Genomic DNA, 16968 nt, shown 5'->3' with positions numbered 1-16968 from the left:
GCTACTCACGACGATCAGTAGTTATCAGCTGAGTTGTTGTTATATCCGACTTTTCGATTTAATCGTCGTTAACGGGCTCGGAAACTGGAGGGACCGTATCGGTCGTATCGAACAGGGGACTAGAGTCGCCCGGAACGAACGTATTCAGTAGCAACCCGATGAGACCGGTGACGATCACTGGTTCCCCGAAGAAGGTTTGTGCTCCGAGGGGGAGTCCGGCAAGCGCATCAGGAACGGTCTCAACACCGAGTCCGAGCCCGAGCGCGGTCGCGATGATAACCATGTTCCGCCGGTTCATTTCGATGTTTAAAAACAGCAACCGCATACCGCTTGCGGCTACCATTCCCACCATAACGAGCACCGCACCGCCAAAAACGGCCGAGGGAATCGTCGTGACGATCGCTCCGATCTTTGGGACGAGTCCGAGAACGATCAGAATGATTCCGCCGATGCCGACGATGTGTCGACTCATAATGCCGGTAAAGTTGATGATACCGACGTTTTGTGAGAAGGACGTTTGCGGAAACGATCCGAAGACGGCACCAATGGCACTGATAAACCCATCAGCGAAAATCCCACCCCGGAACTCGTCCCCCGTTGGGTTTCGTCCCTCTGCAGCAGTAATACCGGACATATCGCCGATCGTTTCCATTCCCGAGACGAGAAAGAGGAAGGCGAACGTAAGGAGTGGCACTGGCTCGAAACTAAAGCCGAACTCGCCAGGGGTAGGTACGGCGAACCAGGCTGCATCGGAGACTGGACCGAAGTCAACGACACCCAGACCGATTGCGAGAGCGTAGCCAACACTAATACCGATCAGGATGCTCATCATCCGCCAGACGCCCTTGAGAAGGAGGTTGAACAGGACAGTAATTCCCAGAACTATCGCGGCAAGGGCGAGGTTCTGGACCGATCCGAAATCAGCCGCACCGACACCACCTGCGGAGTATTCCATTCCAACGGGGATGAGATATAACCCGATAATGATAACGATGAGTCCGGTAACGAGCGGCGGGAAAAACGACTGTAGTCGTTTGAACTGCCATCCAAGCAGGAACGGAACCACAACTGCAGCGACAACGATCGAGCCGAACACGACATCGAGACCGGAATTGACGCCGATCGTCGTCATCGCTCCGACGAAGGCGAAACTCGTTCCCATGACGATCGGTAATCTCGCGCCGACTGGACCAACGGTGTATGCCTGAACGACAGTTGCTACACCAGCAAATAGGATTACCATCTGGACTAAGTACGTAGTGCTAGCAGCGTCCAATCCTACGGCTCCTGCGACGATGAACGCGACTGCAGTTGATGGGACGATCATCACAGACACATGTTGTAGTGCAAGGAGAATCGATTTCGGTAACGGTGGTTTTTCGTCGAGACCGTATGCTAAATCAATCCCTTCGCCGCTTTCACTGGACATTTTCCAATCAGGTGATAACCGTGTACCATGTTAAACCTTTGCATTGATTGGTTCCGTGACTATCCAAAGGGTGACTAGACGAGCCAACAGTATCGATCCAACTGGAGCAGTGTTCACTATACACAAACCCGGTTGTCCAACTCGGGGTCGTTCCCTACTTCCACCCGGTTCTCTGGTCTAATGGGCGCTAGTAAGTTACGCTCGTACGTTTGTAATCATTGTTGACCAAATTAATCGAGTGTATGTCTACAAGGCACCGTCTAGAATGTACAAACAAATCCTCTATAGCAGTAGAAAAGAAAAATTATGGAGGAAATTGACTCCATTGTTCGTTCTGAGCATCCAAGAGAAAAACTACCACAATTTCGCCTAACCTATCAAATCATCACACGCCGAATACCATATTAGGAACGCACAAGAGGTGGTGACAACAGCCGTTAGTTCTTTTCCTGGATGATTTCAGAGCTCCGCTTAGACATGTTGACGTTTACCTCGACAACGTTCGCTGTTCGTACTACCAGATCGACGAGTTCTTGATAGTCGGATTCGCTGCTAAACACACTCTTCGGACCCGAAACACTTATTGAGCCCAATACGGACCCATCCCGAGATCTGATCGGAGCACCGATCGCCCGGAATCCCTCGATCTCTTCTTCGTCGTTCTGTGAATAGCCCTGCTCACGAACGTCCGCCAGTTCCTCGAATAACCGTTCCCTGCTGGTTATCGTTCGTTCAGTGCGGGCAGGTAGCCCATGACAGTCAACGATCTCCTCGACTCGTTCTCGGGGCAGATACGCGAGGATCGCTTTTCCTGAAGCGGTGATATGGAGATAATCTCGTTGCTGGAATTTGGCCATCTGATAGTCGTCCCCAACCGCCTGTTTCCCTTTCGATTTATACAGATTGTGTCCACGCCCGTTCTCCTCGACGACCAGATGCGCATACTGCCCCGTTTCTGTGGCTACACCGTCTATCTCATCTCGTCCGATCGTATACAGCGGGCTTTGATTTCGGACATACTCACCGAAGATCAGCATAGCATACGATAGCCGGTAGTCAGTACCAGCCTTCGTAACGAGACCGCCCTTTTCGAGGGATTTGAGATAGGTATACGTGGTGCTCTTCGACTCATCGAGATGATCGGCGAGTTCCGTAACTCCCGCCCCATTTAAGTACATTAGAGCGTGCATGATGTCAATTGCGTTGAGTACGGTTGTCAACGTCCGTGGTTCGGAATCCGTGTTGTTCGTTGCCATAGTACGGTATCTATAGCAAACTCTCTTCAACGTTTTGCCAATGTTCAAAATATACGAACGTTATGGTTGTTGTCGAGATCTCGGTAGTGAAAGCTGCTAAACGGCGGGATCGAACTCTCGATCGTCCAGCATGAAAGGGGACGTGTGCTACGAATGGATAGCCCGGACAATCCGTAGCGACGGACACGGACATGCATTGCTCGATGATGCGTCCGATACGACGGAGCAACGAGCACGACCAATTATATAGCCATACACAGAAAAGCGAGTTATGGCCATTGATACGGTGATCGCCGGTGGCACACTCGTTACCAGTCAGAATACGTTGGCTGCTGATCTTGCGATAGATAACGGAACTATCGTCGGGATCGGCGACGAATATACTATGCCGGACGCCGAGGAAACGGTTGACGCCTCGGGCCTTCTAGTAATGCCAGGTGTGATCGACCCACACGTTCATATTGACGACCACGTCTCGCTCGATACGTACGAAACAGCCACTAGCGCCGCCGCACTAGGTGGGGTGACGACGCTTATCGACTTCGCGTGGCAATCGTACGTCAGCGAAGATAGCCCCTGGGAAGAAGAAAGATCGTTGCACGATGGCGTCGAACGCAAACGTGAAAACAGTACCGAGGCGCTTATCGACTTCGGGTTGCACGGCGGGATCCTCCGCGAAGACCCCGATCTGTTCGACGAGTTAGCGAACCTCGTCGATGCAGGGATCACCTCGTTCAAGATGTATACTACGTACGAGTTCGGGCTTTCAAACGGGTTCATTCGCGAGGTCTTCGAACGACTCCGAGATCTGGACGCAGTTGGCGTCGCCCACACGGAGGACGACAGCGTCTGTGAGTCGTTAATCGCTAAGTTCCGGGCCGCAGGCCGAACCGACCCGACGTGGCTTCCTGCTGCTCGTCCGGATTATGCGGAGGCAATGGCAGCGGACGACATCGCCAGACTCGCACAGGAAACCGGAACGAAATACTACGGAATCCATACCTCCTGTCGGAAAGCAGCAGAAGCGCTTGCACGATACCAGGACGATGGTAGTCTCATCCGCGGGGAAACTTGCACACACTATACGACCCTCACGGGAGAGGTCTATCGAAAATTGGGGACCCTTCCGAAGATCGCGCCGCCGATCCGCACCGGTGATGACAACGATGCGATGTTCGAGTACCTCCGCGATGGAACGCTGAGTGTCGTTTCGACCGACCACGTGGCACAAACCCGTGAACGAAAAGAAAACAGTGAATGGTGGGAAGACCCGTTCGGTGCGAATGGCTTACAGACGAGTCTGCCGGTATTTCACGACGAGGCGGTAAACGAGCGCGGATCGTCGTACCCGTTTCTCGTCCGAGTATTGTGTGCGAATCCGGCCCAAACCTTCGGCCTTCCGAACAAGGGAACGCTCGAACCGGGCACTGACGCGGATATCGTCCTGTTTGATCCGAACGAGACGTACACGATCTCGGCCCGAGACAATGCGTCAGTCGCCGATTACACGATCTACGAGGGTCGTGAGGTTACTGGAAAAGTAACACGAACGTATCTCAGGGGCGAACTCGTCGCGACTGACGGGGAGGTCGTCGGCAAACCCGGGTATGGAGAGTTCGTTCGCCGTGAACGTCCCGTCTGGGGCGAGGACTAACTACCGCTCCACGACCAATTCGCGACCTGTCGCGCTCATATAGCCGAAAAAAATAATTACGAGGGGTCTCGACAGGGAGACGGCGACACACAACTACCGATGAACTCACTAGAATTTGAAATCGAAGACCGGACGTTTACCGCGGAACTGCACGAGGACAAAGCGCCCGAATCGGTTGCCGCGATGCGGGAGTTCCTTCCCCTACAGTCGGAGTTGATGCACGTCCGCTGGAGCGGTCACGCAACGTGGATCAATATCGATGAGATCAAACTTCCGGAGCTTCCACGGGAGAACCACACGGTGTACCCCTCCTATGGAGATATTCTGCTGTACCCTGGGTACCGGAACGAACAGGAGATTCTCGTCCCGTGCGGGTCCACCTGTTTTAAAAGTCCGGCTGGAGAACTCGCTGGCAACCACGTCGCGACGCTGGATGCACCGCGTGAGGAACTTCGCGAGATGGAACAGGAAACGCTCCGCACGGGAATGAAGGACGTGACGATTCGTCTGACCGAGTAAGCTAACGGGAAACTTTTCACCAGTACTCACACGAGTTCGTCGTTCGGGAGCTATTCGCTCGCCAGATCATAGAGCGCTCCTGCAAGCAGGCGCGTCGTCGTTGCACAGTCACTCCACTCAGTCCACTCGGCTGCACTGTGTGAATACCCGCCTTTGGATGGGGCAAAAAAAGTCCCGCATCGGTTGCTTTCGCGATATGCATCGTATCGTGTCCGGCACCGGAATGCAATTCCGTGATCTCGATACCCGCCTGCGCAGCTGCGCTGTGAAGGGCGGTCGTACAGCGGTCACTCATCGAGACGGGTTCGATATCGTATGGACGATCAAAAGCGGTCTCCACGTCACGCTCGTCCTCCAACCGGCTCAAGCAGCGCCGGATAGTTGAGACGACTCGTTCCATCGACTCGTATTCGACGTCGCGGATGTCGACTCCGAGATGAACCGCGCCGGGGATGACGTTGATCGAACCGGGTTCGACATCGAACTGCCCGACGGTTCCGACGGCAGTCTCGCTGTGTGTGTCGACGATTTCAGTGGTTGTCGATTCGATTTCGAGCGCCAATTCACTCGCTGCAGTCAACGCATCGACTCGCGATCCCATCGAAGTGGTCCCGGCGTGATTAGCCTCGCCGAGAATATCAATATGACAACGTATCGTGCCAATGATATGATTTACAATACCGGCAGAAACGGAGGCGTCCTCCAATCGAGTACCCTGTTCAACGTGGAGTTCGAGCCATGAATCCCACGCAGTTGCATCCAAGCGTCCCTCCCCTCTGAAGCCGATGTCTTCTAACGCTTCACCGAGCGTCACGCCAGCATCATCGGTCGTTGCGAGCGCATCAACTACTGTGGACGCACCGATTGCAACTGAAGAGCCAAGTACGCCATCGGAAAATCGGCCACCCTCTTCTTCCGTAAACGCGACAACTTCGATAGGGCGATCCGGAGAGAGTGGTGCGTCCTGTATAGCACGGATCGACTCGAGACCAGCATATACCCCTAGTACACCATCGAAGATGCCACCAGCAATAACCGAATCGAGATGGCTCCCGGTTGCAACCGGCCGAGTGGCCGGATCAGCGTTGTCCGGTACCCATCGACCGGTGATGTTGCCAACGGCGTCGATAGAGACGTCTAGTTCGCGTTCGTCGAGTTTTTTGACGAAGTATTCTCGGGCTTGCTTATCGGCTTCCGTTCCGGTCAAAACCGTTCGAGAGTTCCCCTCTTCGACCGGTATCGTCCCGAACTCAGCCGTTTGCACGATATCAGCCCGAAGCCTGTCCTCGTCGATATACTCGCGGAGATGCTGATTCATTCGTCTGTGCTTGATATGGTAAAACACGGCTCGTTTTGAAGGTATCGGAAATATCCCTTCATCGAACGGTCCGAGATCGCCCACCGGGGGCTGGAAAGGGAGAATGGACCCAACTGATTGGAGGGGAGAGGCGTGCCACGGCAGAGTGGTGTTACTGTCGGTTCTAGAGTCGTTTGGGACTGTGGTGTTATTATGTGTAGTTCCCAACATATCGTGTCTAAAGAAAAGATTTAAGTAACGAGTGATCCCCATTTGAGACGCGATGACGAGACTCACGGTTGAAGACCTGAACCAAGCCGACAAAGAACGATTCGTGGATGCCGTAGGTGACGTATACGAGGAATCACCATGGGTAGCTAAACGAACGTGGTCGGAACAGCCGTTCTCTTCCATCGATGGCTTACAGCAGGCCATGGCGAACACTGTGCAGGATGCATCACAGCAAAAACAGTTGGAACTGTTACGAGCGCATCCCGATCTCGGTGAGCGCACTGAAATGACCGACGAGTCACAAGAAGAGCAAGCATCCGCCGGGCTCGATCGACTACCTCCTGCGCAGTACGAAACGTTTCAGACCCTGAACGATACCTATCGGGACAAGTTCGGGTTTCCGTTTATCATGGCAGTAAAAGACGAATCCGTCGGTACGATCCAGCAGGCGATGGAGGATCGTATCGATCATTCTCGATCGAAGGAGTTCCAGACTGCTTTGAACGAGGTCAACGTCATCGCAGCACTTCGACTCGAGGAGCTAACAGTACCACGTGACGGGACACAGGAACAACACGCCTGATGGCCACTAAAGGACCGAGAATGACCCTCAATAAGAAACTGAGACACAGACCACTACAGGACCACGCATGAGTTATAACAACGAAACCGACACCGGACGTGGAGGGACCGATCGACGAACGATGAACTACGGGAAAGAACAGGTCGCAGTCTACCGAACCTACGCGAATCCGCTAGAAGGCGTTCGAACCATTCCCGAATCGTCCTTCGACGGTCGTGACAACATCCTCTTCGGTCTGGAGGTGCGCGTCCAGTTCGAAGGGGAGGAGTTCTTACCGTCATTTAGTGAGGCGGACAACACTACCGTGGTGGCGACGGATTCGATGAAGAACTTCGTTCTTCACCAAGCAGGGGAGTATGAAGGAGCGACAGCGGAGGGTTTTCTTCACTTCGTCGGAACGGAATTCCTCGAAACGTACCCGCACGTCGAAGCAGTAACGATGTCAGCGACCGAGTATCCGTTCGATGAACGCCCGGTGCCGGGTGATGACGGGTTCGATCCGAGCGATCTCGTGTTCCGCGTCTCCGATGACGAGTCAGCGTTCGGTGAGATCTACCTTGAGCGGGAAGGCGACGAACTGCGGTTCGAAGAGCAAACAAGCGGTGTTACCGAAATCGAACTCGTCAAAGTAAAAGAGAACTCGTTCACGGGGTACGTTCAGGACGAATATACGACACTTCCAGAGCGGGAAGATCGTGCACTCTACATCTCGCTGGATGTCTTCTGGACCTATAGTGATCCCGAAGACGCATTGGGAGACGAACCCCAGCGCTACGTTCCGGCCGAGCAGGTTCGTGACATCGCTCAAGTCGTGTTCCACGAGGTGAATTCGAACTCTATTCAGGACTTGATCTATCAGATCGGCCTCCGGGTTCTGGAGCGCTATCCGCAACTCGAATCCGTTAATTTCGAAGCGAACAACCGAACGTGGATCGAGGTGCGCGACGACCTAGATGGGGACGCGAAAGTTCTCAGAGAGCCACCACGTCCGACCGGCTATCAGCAGTTCTCGATGGATCGCAGCGATCTAGAGGAACAATGAGCGCGGGACTAACAACACACGTTCTCGATACCAGCCGTGAAGGCCCTGCGTCCGGTGTCGACGTGACGCTCCAGCGACTGGATCGCTCGGGCAGTGTAGAAACGATCAACCAGGGAACGACTAACGACGATGGGCGACTCGATGAACCGCTACTGACCGCGGATCAAATGGAGACTGGCACGTACCAACTCTTGTTCGATGTCGGGGTCTACTATCGCCAAGCACAGTCGGAATCGTCGTTCTTGGGGACGGTTCCTGTCCGATTCATCATCGACGACGTTGACGAGCATTACCATGTACCCCTTCTACTATCCCCTGGAGGATACACGACTTACCGAGGAAGTTGATCCCCTTGATTCCGTGAATACCGCCGTTTCCGGTCGTTCAAAACGAGGCTCGTCATTTCGTCCATCAAGGGCAACGCCTTTGGTTGGACGACCGGTAGTTCGTCGAACAGCGCGTCTCGAGTAGCCATCGTGTTTCGCTTATTCGAAGGCTGGTATTGATGGCTTGGATAGTGTTGTTCTCACTGAGCGCCATATGGTAGTATCAACACGGTATTGCAGCGATTAGCGTGTGGTTGCTCCAAGAGAGAACGGACGATAACAGCGGAGTATCTCTACAAGAATTGAAAAGAGTGGTTCTCCTGAACAATAGGCGTGGTAATCGGATAGCGACACGCGGAGGATTGAAGTACTATTCATCATATACGAACAGGAGAGCTAGTGATCCGGGCCCTGTAATCCACTGGAAATCAGAATCGACCGATAGGAATTACAAGCATATGATCGTATTACAGCGATAAAGAAGCGAGCGCATCCTATCTTTGGCTAGTATAGATCGGTGTTCACTATCTACAAACAAGGTTGATAGCATGCGACCTACAGGGACAAGTATGTATCAAGATACTATTGTAAGTAGCTATTTCATTCTTGTGCAATATCATAGTTCGTTAATAGGGGTCTGTTGAACAGGGCAAGAAGTCGGACGAAACTCCACTACGCGTTCTCGACCGAAATCCCACCGCTACACTGTTCACAAATACCGTTGGGTTGCTTTACCGAATAACTCACCACCCTCGGCTAAATGTATCGCTCACAGTGTCCATCGGTTTCTACGGGTGAACGGCTGGCCCATAATCGGCCTCATCGTACTCGTGATACTGCCAGAAACGAATTATCGACTGCTCAGTTACGAATCAAAGTAATATTAGTACCAATAGCGATTCCTCTGTTTATCGTATTTTAGACGTAGTAACATTAGTATTGCGATTCAATAGATGTTCCGTGACGCAAGAATTTCAGTAGGGAGTTGAAGCAATTACTCAAGCGAATATAACGCGAGATATTGTTGACGATCGTGACCTAGTAGTGATCTGATCTTCGACGCCAGCGGTATACCGACCGCGCTAAACGAACGTCCGCCGAACGAACCTGTATATAGGAGCAACATGAACGCCACTGGATCAAACTGACCGAATCTTTTTGCTCGTCCATCGGTAGTTAGTACCATGAAACTCGATGTCGAGTACACCGCCCTCTGGCGCTACGATGAGACCACCGGTGAGTTCCACCACCAGACTCGCTCCGTTGCCTCAGAGATGGAACCCGATACTGTTCAACTCCCCACTGAATTCTCAGAACAGGTATGGCAGGCGTTCATCAGCAACGAAACGGCCGTCAAAACCACTCCTCGGACGCCCGAAGACGAACGTGAAATCGAGGAGGAACACACATCAAGGACGTCTCTACTCCAAAATTACATACTGGTCCCGCTCGGGAGACACGGCGTTATCTGTGCGGGTACCACTCACGCGGAAGCGCTCAACGAACGAACGATCGATCTGGCAAACACGCTTGCGACAACCCTCGAAACGGCGTGGAATCGTGCGGTGGGCGAAGAGCAACTAGCACGACAAAACGAGGAGCTAGCGCGTCTCGATCGACTCAACGGCCTCATCCGAGAGATCGACAAAGCGCTAGTAGAGGCCGACAGTCGCGCTGCAATCGATCGGGCCGTCTGTGACCGACTGGCGGCCTCCGATCAGTACGAATTCGCCTGGATCGGCAAGCAAGACCCGGTTACCGAAACGATCTCTCCACGCGAATGGGCGGGCGTCGATGACAGGTACGTAAATGAACTCGAGATACGAACCGACGGCACAGCAGCCGGTCGAAACCCCATCGCGACCGCAGCGGCTACAGGAACCCTGCAGGTGGTTTCGGACATTGCAACTGAGACTCGATTCGAACCGTTACGAGAGAGGACTCTCGAACGGGGTGCGCGCTCGTGTATCAGCGTTCCGTTGATTTACAAACAGTCGCTGTACGGTGTTTTGACGGTCTATGCCGACCATCCCCGACCCGACGAGCGTGACCACGTCGTGTTAGCGGAACTCGGCCAGATGATCGCACATGCGATTACTGCTGTCGAGACACGGGAGACCCGCCATACAAACCAGGTTGTCGAACTCACACTGCAGTGTCGAGAGCCAAACACACCGCTGTGCCACCTCACACAACACGCAGAGTGTGCCATCGAGTTCGAGGGACTCGTTCACCACGCGGATGGTGAACCGGATGTCTTCTTTACTGTAAGCGACATCCGACCGGAGGAAATCATCACAGCCGGTGAACAGATAACCGCGATTACGGAGCTACACTGTCTCTCCGACCAGACCAATGAGGCCCTGTTTAGAGCACGGGTATCTAAGCCGACACTCCCATCACGAGTCGTCGAACAGGATGGAATCGTGCGTACCCTTACGATCGAGGATGGAGCGGTAACGGCTACCGTCGATATCTCCCATACAGCTACTGTCCGCAAGTTCATCGAACAGTTACGACACGATGGTCCCAGCATAGAGTTACTGTCCCGACGGACCCAAGAACGGACGCTCAAGACACACGGCACGTTTCAGACGATCTGTGAAGAGCGTCTAACGGCTAAGCAACTGGCAACACTCCAAACAGCGTACTTCAGTGGGTTTTTCCAATCACCGCGTACGAATACCGGCCGAGAAGTCGCAGCATCGTTGAACGTATCACAGCCGACGTTTACCACCCACCTACGAGCTGCAGAGCGGAGAGTCTGTGAACTCCTGTTTGCCCCGAAGGAGACGACTGCTATCCTCTGAGGAGCGTACAGGCTCAGTATTGAAGCGGTGGTACTGAGCGGTTTGTATAGTTTAGGGCCAATCACTATCCACACTCGCGCTCAGAGTACGGTGGTGGCTGTGTAGCGGAGATAGGGTGATTCGTCTTCGATTACGGCCACCAACACGGGAACAGGAGCAAAGGGTGCCTCTGACAGCCTTGATTTGCTCCATTCGCCACAATGGGAAACAAGCGTCGTCCTTCGCTAGTCCCTTTTGTGAGACCGTTCGTGTAGACGGTCCAACGGTTATACGAGGTCACCACGTATAGTCTAATTCATATTTATTTAGTATTATATCATTTATCATCAAAGTATTCGACTCTGTGGAGTCGGTTATTCGCGGAGGTTCATGAATGCTCAATGGGAGAAACTGCCGGTTCAGCCGTCGTTTTCAGCGGTTACGTCGGAACCGAGATCACGTCTCGGTTTTGCTTCACTATCCACGGTGATGCCTTCCCAGTCTTGGTCGGTGTGGAACCCTTCACGTTCTTTTGCACTCTGGGCAACACGGATGAATTCAGCCGTTTTGCGGGCTTTCGGTATCGTATGACCACCACAATAGGAAAGTCCCGAGCGAATGCCGGCAGAGAACTCCTCGGCTACAGCAGCCATCGGCCCCTTATAGGGCGTTAGAGCCTCGACTCCTTCGTCGGCACTGACGTTGTCCGGCTTGTCCTCACGATCCTCGGCCGCAGCCGTGGTTGCCATCCCTCGGGATCGCTTGTACCGTGCTCCATCGACTTCGATAACCGCCCCAGGTGCCTCTTCGGTGCCGGCAAAGAGGCTTCCAAGCATCACGGTATCTGCCCCAGCCATCAGTGCCTTTACCGCATCACCCGATGTGCGAATTCCCCCATCCGCGCAGACCGTGACATCCAGGTCGGCAGCCGCCGTCGCACAGTCATCAACGGCGGTCAGCTGGGGAACGCCGGCACCGGCGACCTTTCGGGTGGTACAGTGAGAGCCGGGTCCGATACCGACTTTCACGCAGTCGGCACCGGCAGTGGCGAGGTCTTCGACGCCTGCAGGCGTCGCGACGTTGCCAGCAACGAGGTCCGTATCGGGGAACTCCTCGGAGAGGGTCTCGACGGCGGTGAGCGTCCGTTCGAGGTGCCCGTGTGCGACGTCGACGACGAGTGCGTCGACGCCAGCATCGACCACGACAGCGCCGCGTGCAACGTAATCCTCGTTGATACCGACGGCAGCGCCGACGTGTTCGCCTGCAGCCGTCACCTGGGTGACCTGTGTGGCCTGTTCATCGGGGGTGAGGAACCGATGGAGAACTCCGAAGCCTCCGGCACGGGCGAGTTCGACCGCTAGATCGGCTTCCGTAACGGTGTCCATCGCGGCCGAGACGAGCGGTATATCCAGTTCGACAGCCGGGGTGAGTGTCGTTGAGAGATCGACGTCGTTTCGACTGTCGACGGGTGATCGGTTCGGGATCAGGAGGACATCGCCGTAACTCAAGCCGGTACGCAACTCGTTCATTATCCCCAGTATGGGAACCGTCCCTGTCTCATAAGTCCGTCCTTATCCGACGAACGCGATCAGACCGGATCCGCCGGTTCGTATTTCTCTTTCATTCGCTCGACTTCACTAGCGTATCGTTTCTGAACCGCCGATTCATCAACGGATGCGAGATCGCCAGGAGCAACGGTTTTGGCGGCGGTCACTGTGTCTAGGGCCTGTGAGGAGACTTCTCTCCGGAAGACTCGCTCTCCGCTGGGCGTCGCGTATTTGAGGATGATGAGATCCCGATCGTTGTAGCCTCGCTCAACGAGCCATACCTCAATCCCGTCCTTGTCTGATTTCGATCCCATAAGTTATCACACGCGGTACACGAAGTTAGAATTTGAGGCCGGCAGGCCTGGTCCAGTTCCTCACGAAGATCGTAGGATAGTCAATAATCCGTTGAGTCGGATGTGGTCTAGATCATATTTCAACACTGGCGGTTGATTTTCGTACTGGACGTGCAGACGATATCGCCTCTACTATCGAATCGAGGGGGTGTATCGAGCAGAGATGAAAGTTCGATGGCGTGCAGTATTCAGTGTAGTTTGGATGGAGATCGTACGAGATACTCCCTGTGAGACTGGTATGGCTACGGGCCAGTAGAGCGGAAGGGCGTGTCTCTCGAGGCGCTCCGTGAACACACGATCGAGCGGGGTAAACGAATTATCGCCGGACGCGACTGGCTCGTTTCGCCGTGAGGACTGTTTTACCACTGTTGGATGCTACCAGTACGAGAGTACCGTCATCACAATAGTTCGCTTCGAATACGGGAGCGGTCGGAATCCCGTACTCAGCAGGCGTCCGGAAGTTCGCGGCCAGACTCCAGGTCTGGGCGAGTATTCGTCCTGCATCGTCACCGTGTTCGTTGCTAGTGACCATACTCAGTCGGGCGTGATATCGATGCGGTCGTGGATCGGTCCTATTCGCTGCGTGAGATGCTGTGGCGTCCGATCGTGTGCAACTGCAAGCAACTCGGCGACGATGCTGAATGCGATCTGAAACGGGGCATCGCCGCCGAGACTCAGTCCGATAGGGGTATACACCCGTTCGAGTTCGGCTTCGGTAAACGTCCGACCTTCCTCAGTGAACTCCTCACGCATCTCATCGAACCGTTTGCGTGGCCCCATTAGTCCGATATACGGAACGGGAGTTTCCAACAACTGTTCGAGCGCAAATCGGTCATCGAGGAAGTTGTGACTCATCACCACCGCATACGTATCCCTATCCCATTGCCGGAGCTCCCCGACCTCGCGCGGCGATGCTGACATAACGGCATCCGCGCGCGGAACTCGATCGGCATCGGCTTGCCCGCCGCGAAACGAAACGACGGTCACGCGGAAATCGACGAGTTTCGCCAGTTTGACGACCGGATCGATGTCGTGTCCGGAGCCGAAGACGACGAGTTCGGGCGGCGGTCTGACACCCTCTACGTACACCTCGATGTTCCCGTCGCTGGAATCGATGGATACCGTCTCGGCATCGCCGGCATCGATCACCTCTCCGAGTGGGGCTTCGAGTTCGTCCTGTATCGCCTCCGGAAACGTCTCGTCCTCGAACCCGTCGTTCGGACGGTAGTACGTGCGATCCCCGATCGCCGCATCGGCTTCGCCCCCGACTACGGTCAGGACACCGATCGTCTCGCCGGCGCGGTACGCGTCTACGACGGGACGGTACGATTCGCCGAGCGGTTCTAAGAGGACCGTTATAACGCCGTTACAGCCCACGCCGAGGCCCCAGACGTCGTCGTCACCGGTCAAGTCCCACGTTTCGACGCGGGGTGCGCCGTCGGCCAGTACGTCGGCGGCCAGTGCACGAACCTCGTCCTCCAAACAGCCGGCGGTAATGCTCCCCACTTCGGGTCCATCCGGCGACAGCAGCATCTTCGCACCCGGGCGGCGGTACGCACTGCCCTCGACCGCGATCACCGTCGCTAAGACTGCTTCCGACTCCGCTTCGAGCGTGGTTCGTATCCGGTCGAATACGTCCGTTTCCGGCAGACTCCAGTCGCTTGTACTCATGGGTTAATCGTTGGTCACGTGATCGGTTGGTTTCGATGCGATTCGGCGGCTTGGGAGTCGAACTCGTAGCCGATTCGTCTGCCGGGCCCCCACTCTCGGAGCTGGCGCGCCAGTTCGGCGACGTCGCTCGGGCCTTCGAACGCGAACAGACCGTCGAGATACGGAAGCGAAGCGGCCATTCCGCGGGCGGTCGGTTCGTACGCCTCGGCCGTAGCCAGCGGATTCAACCAGAACATCCGTTTCGATCTGCACGCGAGCCACGAGAGTTCGCGTTCGAGCGTACTCACATCGCCCATCTCCAGGCCATCACTGATAACGAACACGATCGTCCGTCGGTCGAGGGCGTCGGGTGCCGTCTGGTGAAGACGCCTGAAGGATTCGCCGATGCGCGTCCCGCCACCCCACACCGTTTCGGCGGCTTCGAGGGCTTCCATCGCTGCGGTCGCCGACGACGCACCGACGGCGTCCGTCGTTTCTCGAAGGCTCTCGTCGAAGAAGAACACGCGGACGTCCCGCCACTCGTCAACGGCTCGCCGGAGGAACTCGATCAGGAACCCCCGATCGACCGTATCGAGAACCGATCGGCTGACATCGACCAGCAAGAGTGCACGAACCGCGGTTCGGCGGCGTTCCCGCCTCGGCACGGACAGGACGGTGCCGCCGGTACTCACGCTCGCCCGAAGCGCCCGTCGCACGTCGGCGTCGTCGGTTCCTGACTGAAACCGACGTCCTTGGAGCCCATCCAGCGTCCGGGTCAGATCGTGGAACGCTGACGCGAGGGTTCCGGTGTCGGCCGGCAGAGAGCTCTCGACGGAACTGGCCGTTCCCGACGGACTGTACAGGGCTGTCGTCGTCGCTTCGTTCCCGACAGTGGACTCGGAGGTCGCCCCAGCAACCGATTGGCCGACTGTCCGATCGGCTTGGGGGTCGGTGTCGTCGTCCGCAGTAGTGCGGTCGGTGGACGCTTCGTGGCTGGTCGGGGCATCGAGCGGGGCGAGACCACCGTCCGGGCCATCAGTGTTCGACGTCACGGGGGACTCGGTATCGAGTCCGTCCAGAAGTCGACGCCAGAACGCCTCGAACAGGCGATCGAACGTCTCGAAGTCGTCACTATCGGTGAGGAGACTGGCCCGTAACGCCGTTCGAACGCGGGCTTGCTCTCGGAAACCGATTTCAGCGAGCGACCGAGCGCCGGTCGTCGCGGCGTTGGCCGGTACCGACGCCCCGCTATGACGGAGCGCTCGGACGAACCGGACGAGCTCCGCACGAACGTGCTCGCTGAGAGCAGTGTCGGGGATCGGATCGTTCATGATTCGCCTTTCGCTTCGTCAGCGGCCTCGATCAGTTCCGCGAGCAGGTCGTCATCGACTTGATGGGCGTCTTCGGTTTCCTTCAGTACGCATCCGAGCGTGTTCCTGATCGTTTCAGGGGAGGGTGTTTCGCCGTCGCCGTCGTGAAGTGTGGCGATGGCTCGGGCCCAGTCGATGGTTTCGGCCGCGCCGGGTGGTTTCCGGAGCGGTTCCTCGCGGAGCCGTGCGGCCATCGCACAGAGCTGTGCCGCAACGACGCCGTCTAACTCGGGGACTTTCCGTCGAAGGATGGCGCGCTCCTTTTCGAACGACGGCGGTGTGACATGGAGGTAGAGACAGCGCCGCTTGAGCGCGTCGCTCAAGGCTCTCGTTCGATTGGACGTGATGATCACTACCGGCGGTCGATCGGTCGAGACGGTTCCGAGTTCCGGAATCGACACCTGGAACTCCGAGAGTACCTCCAGCAACAGCGCCTCGAACTCGTCGTCGGCGCGGTCGATCTCGTCGATCAGCAACACTGGCGGTCGGTCATCACCCCCGCGGAGTGCCTGTACCAACGGCCGTTCCAGCAGGTACTCCTCGTCGAACACCGATGTCTCGGGGTCTTCACCCGTCTGGACCGCGAGCAGCTGTTTCGTGTAGTTCCACTCGTACAGTGCGTGCTCGGCGGTGAGACCTTCGTAACACTGGAGTCGAATGAGCTCGGAATCGAACCCCGACGCCAGCACCTTGGCGAGTTCGGTCTTCCCCGCACCGGGCTCTCCTTCGACTAGCAGCGGCTTGCCGAGACGCAGCGCTAGGAGGACCGTCGTCACAATTTCGTCCTCGGCGACGTAGTCCTGTTCTTCGAACCCGGCACGGAGATCCGCCTCCTGCATGTCTGAGAACGGCGTCTTTGAATCGTCGTTCATGGTTGTTCTGTTATTGGTTGCTCCGTTCGATACTGCCGCCGCGGTCCGTC

Annotated in this window: 13 protein-coding genes and 1 pseudogene; 6 read left to right on the top strand and 8 right to left on the bottom strand. The window is 55.8% G+C overall.

Features of this window, described 5'->3' with window-relative positions; translation table 11 throughout:
• Nucleotides 1-58: 58 nt before the first annotated feature.
• Together HACJB3_RS15420 and HACJB3_RS15415 are read right to left on the bottom strand one after the other, a co-directional pair.
• On the bottom strand, nucleotides 59-1429 hold the full coding sequence (locus HACJB3_RS15420; protein ID WP_049934632.1) for a uracil-xanthine permease family protein: 1371 nt from the start codon (nucleotides 1427-1429) through the stop codon (nucleotides 59-61).
• A gap of 437 nt (nucleotides 1430-1866) precedes the next feature.
• The gene (locus tag HACJB3_RS15415) at nucleotides 1867-2685 is read right to left on the bottom strand and encodes an IclR family transcriptional regulator (RefSeq protein WP_008413863.1); all 819 of its coding nucleotides are present in this window, start codon (nucleotides 2683-2685) and stop codon (nucleotides 1867-1869) included.
• Nucleotides 2686-2956: 271 nt separating this feature from the next.
• Here HACJB3_RS15415 and HACJB3_RS15410 point away from each other — a divergent pair, with 271 nt between their 5' ends.
• Both HACJB3_RS15410 and HACJB3_RS15405 read left to right on the top strand, forming a co-directional pair.
• Entirely contained in the window at nucleotides 2957-4339 is a 1383-nt protein-coding gene (locus tag HACJB3_RS15410; protein WP_174264866.1) for a dihydroorotase, read from the top strand.
• Nucleotides 4340-4438: 99 nt separating this feature from the next.
• Entirely contained in the window at nucleotides 4439-4858 is a 420-nt protein-coding gene (locus tag HACJB3_RS15405) for a DUF3830 family protein (protein WP_008413866.1), read from the top strand.
• A 50-nt stretch (nucleotides 4859-4908) separates the two neighbouring features.
• On the opposite strand, the pseudogene HACJB3_RS15400 reads toward HACJB3_RS15405, so the two are convergent.
• Nucleotides 4909-6176: pseudogene (locus tag HACJB3_RS15400) on the bottom strand (hydantoinase/carbamoylase family amidase).
• A gap of 262 nt (nucleotides 6177-6438) precedes the next feature.
• Between HACJB3_RS15400 and uraD the strand changes: the two are divergent.
• The 4 genes from uraD to HACJB3_RS15380 all read left to right on the top strand — a co-directional run bounded on the left by uraD (nucleotide 6439) and on the right by HACJB3_RS15380 (nucleotide 11147).
• On the top strand, nucleotides 6439-6969 hold the full coding sequence (gene uraD / locus HACJB3_RS15395) for a 2-oxo-4-hydroxy-4-carboxy-5-ureidoimidazoline decarboxylase (protein ID WP_008413871.1): 531 nt from the start codon (nucleotides 6439-6441) through the stop codon (nucleotides 6967-6969).
• Between the two features lie 67 nt (nucleotides 6970-7036).
• Nucleotides 7037-8011, top strand: a complete 975-nt coding sequence (gene pucL / locus HACJB3_RS15390) for a factor-independent urate hydroxylase (protein WP_008413873.1) — start codon at nucleotides 7037-7039, stop codon at nucleotides 8009-8011.
• Complete coding sequence (gene uraH, locus HACJB3_RS15385; protein ID WP_008413875.1) at nucleotides 8008-8358, top strand: hydroxyisourate hydrolase; 351 nt, start codon at nucleotides 8008-8010, stop codon at nucleotides 8356-8358. The genes pucL and uraH overlap by 4 nt, the downstream gene beginning before the upstream one ends.
• Nucleotides 8359-9521: 1163 nt before the next feature.
• On the top strand, nucleotides 9522-11147 hold the full coding sequence (locus HACJB3_RS15380) for a bacterio-opsin activator domain-containing protein (protein WP_008413877.1): 1626 nt from the start codon (nucleotides 9522-9524) through the stop codon (nucleotides 11145-11147).
• Between the two features lie 398 nt (nucleotides 11148-11545).
• Here HACJB3_RS15380 and HACJB3_RS15375 read toward each other — a convergent pair whose 3' ends face one another.
• From HACJB3_RS15375 to HACJB3_RS15355, 5 genes are all read right to left on the bottom strand, one after another.
• Nucleotides 11546-12655 (bottom strand): guanosine monophosphate reductase, encoded by a 1110-nt coding sequence (locus tag HACJB3_RS15375; RefSeq protein ID WP_008413878.1) that lies wholly within the window; start codon nucleotides 12653-12655, stop codon nucleotides 11546-11548.
• Between the two features lie 59 nt (nucleotides 12656-12714).
• Nucleotides 12715-12987 carry a hypothetical protein gene (locus tag HACJB3_RS15370; RefSeq protein WP_008413880.1) on the bottom strand — a complete coding sequence of 91 codons (273 nt, stop codon included), beginning with the start codon at nucleotides 12985-12987 and terminating at the stop codon, nucleotides 12715-12717.
• A gap of 573 nt (nucleotides 12988-13560) precedes the next feature.
• Complete coding sequence (locus HACJB3_RS15365; RefSeq protein WP_008413882.1) at nucleotides 13561-14697, bottom strand: XdhC family protein; 1137 nt, start codon at nucleotides 14695-14697, stop codon at nucleotides 13561-13563.
• 14 nt (nucleotides 14698-14711) lie between these two features.
• Nucleotides 14712-16007 carry a VWA domain-containing protein gene (locus tag HACJB3_RS15360; protein ID WP_008413884.1) on the bottom strand — a complete coding sequence of 432 codons (1296 nt, stop codon included), beginning with the start codon at nucleotides 16005-16007 and terminating at the stop codon, nucleotides 14712-14714.
• Nucleotides 16004-16918 (bottom strand): AAA family ATPase, encoded by a 915-nt coding sequence (locus HACJB3_RS15355; RefSeq protein ID WP_008413886.1) that lies wholly within the window; start codon nucleotides 16916-16918, stop codon nucleotides 16004-16006. Before HACJB3_RS15355 ends, HACJB3_RS15360 begins: the two co-directional genes overlap by 4 nt.
• Nucleotides 16919-16968 lie beyond the last annotated feature (50 nt).

This window comes from Halalkalicoccus jeotgali B3 (assembly GCF_000196895.1).
In the GTDB taxonomy this organism is placed as follows: Archaea; Halobacteriota; Halobacteria; order Halobacteriales; family Halalkalicoccaceae; genus Halalkalicoccus; species Halalkalicoccus jeotgali.
This window is presented reverse-complemented; position numbering and strand designations above follow the sequence as displayed.

Bases quoted from the DNA above. Each gene is read 5' to 3' on its own strand.
- HACJB3_RS15420 (WP_049934632.1), bottom strand. From the start codon at position 1,429: ATGTCCAGTGAAAGCGGCGAAGGGATTGATTTAGCATACGGTCTCGAC.
- uraH (WP_008413875.1), top strand. From the start codon at position 8,008: ATGAGCGCGGGACTAACAACACACGTTCTCGATACCAGCCGTGAAGGC.
- HACJB3_RS15355 (WP_008413886.1), bottom strand. From the start codon at position 16,918: ATGAACGACGATTCAAAGACGCCGTTCTCAGACATGCAGGAGGCGGAT.
- uraD (WP_008413871.1), top strand. From the start codon at position 6,439: ATGACGAGACTCACGGTTGAAGACCTGAACCAAGCCGACAAAGAACGA.
- HACJB3_RS15415 (WP_008413863.1), bottom strand. From the start codon at position 2,685: ATGGCAACGAACAACACGGATTCCGAACCACGGACGTTGACAACCGTA.
- HACJB3_RS15370 (WP_008413880.1), bottom strand. From the start codon at position 12,987: ATGGGATCGAAATCAGACAAGGACGGGATTGAGGTATGGCTCGTTGAG.
- HACJB3_RS15410 (WP_174264866.1), top strand. From the start codon at position 2,957: ATGGCCATTGATACGGTGATCGCCGGTGGCACACTCGTTACCAGTCAG.
- pucL (WP_008413873.1), top strand. From the start codon at position 7,037: ATGAGTTATAACAACGAAACCGACACCGGACGTGGAGGGACCGATCGA.
- HACJB3_RS15360 (WP_008413884.1), bottom strand. From the start codon at position 16,007: ATGAACGATCCGATCCCCGACACTGCTCTCAGCGAGCACGTTCGTGCG.
- HACJB3_RS15365 (WP_008413882.1), bottom strand. From the start codon at position 14,697: ATGAGTACAAGCGACTGGAGTCTGCCGGAAACGGACGTATTCGACCGG.
- HACJB3_RS15405 (WP_008413866.1), top strand. From the start codon at position 4,439: ATGAACTCACTAGAATTTGAAATCGAAGACCGGACGTTTACCGCGGAA.
- HACJB3_RS15375 (WP_008413878.1), bottom strand. From the start codon at position 12,655: ATGAACGAGTTGCGTACCGGCTTGAGTTACGGCGATGTCCTCCTGATC.
- HACJB3_RS15380 (WP_008413877.1), top strand. From the start codon at position 9,522: ATGAAACTCGATGTCGAGTACACCGCCCTCTGGCGCTACGATGAGACC.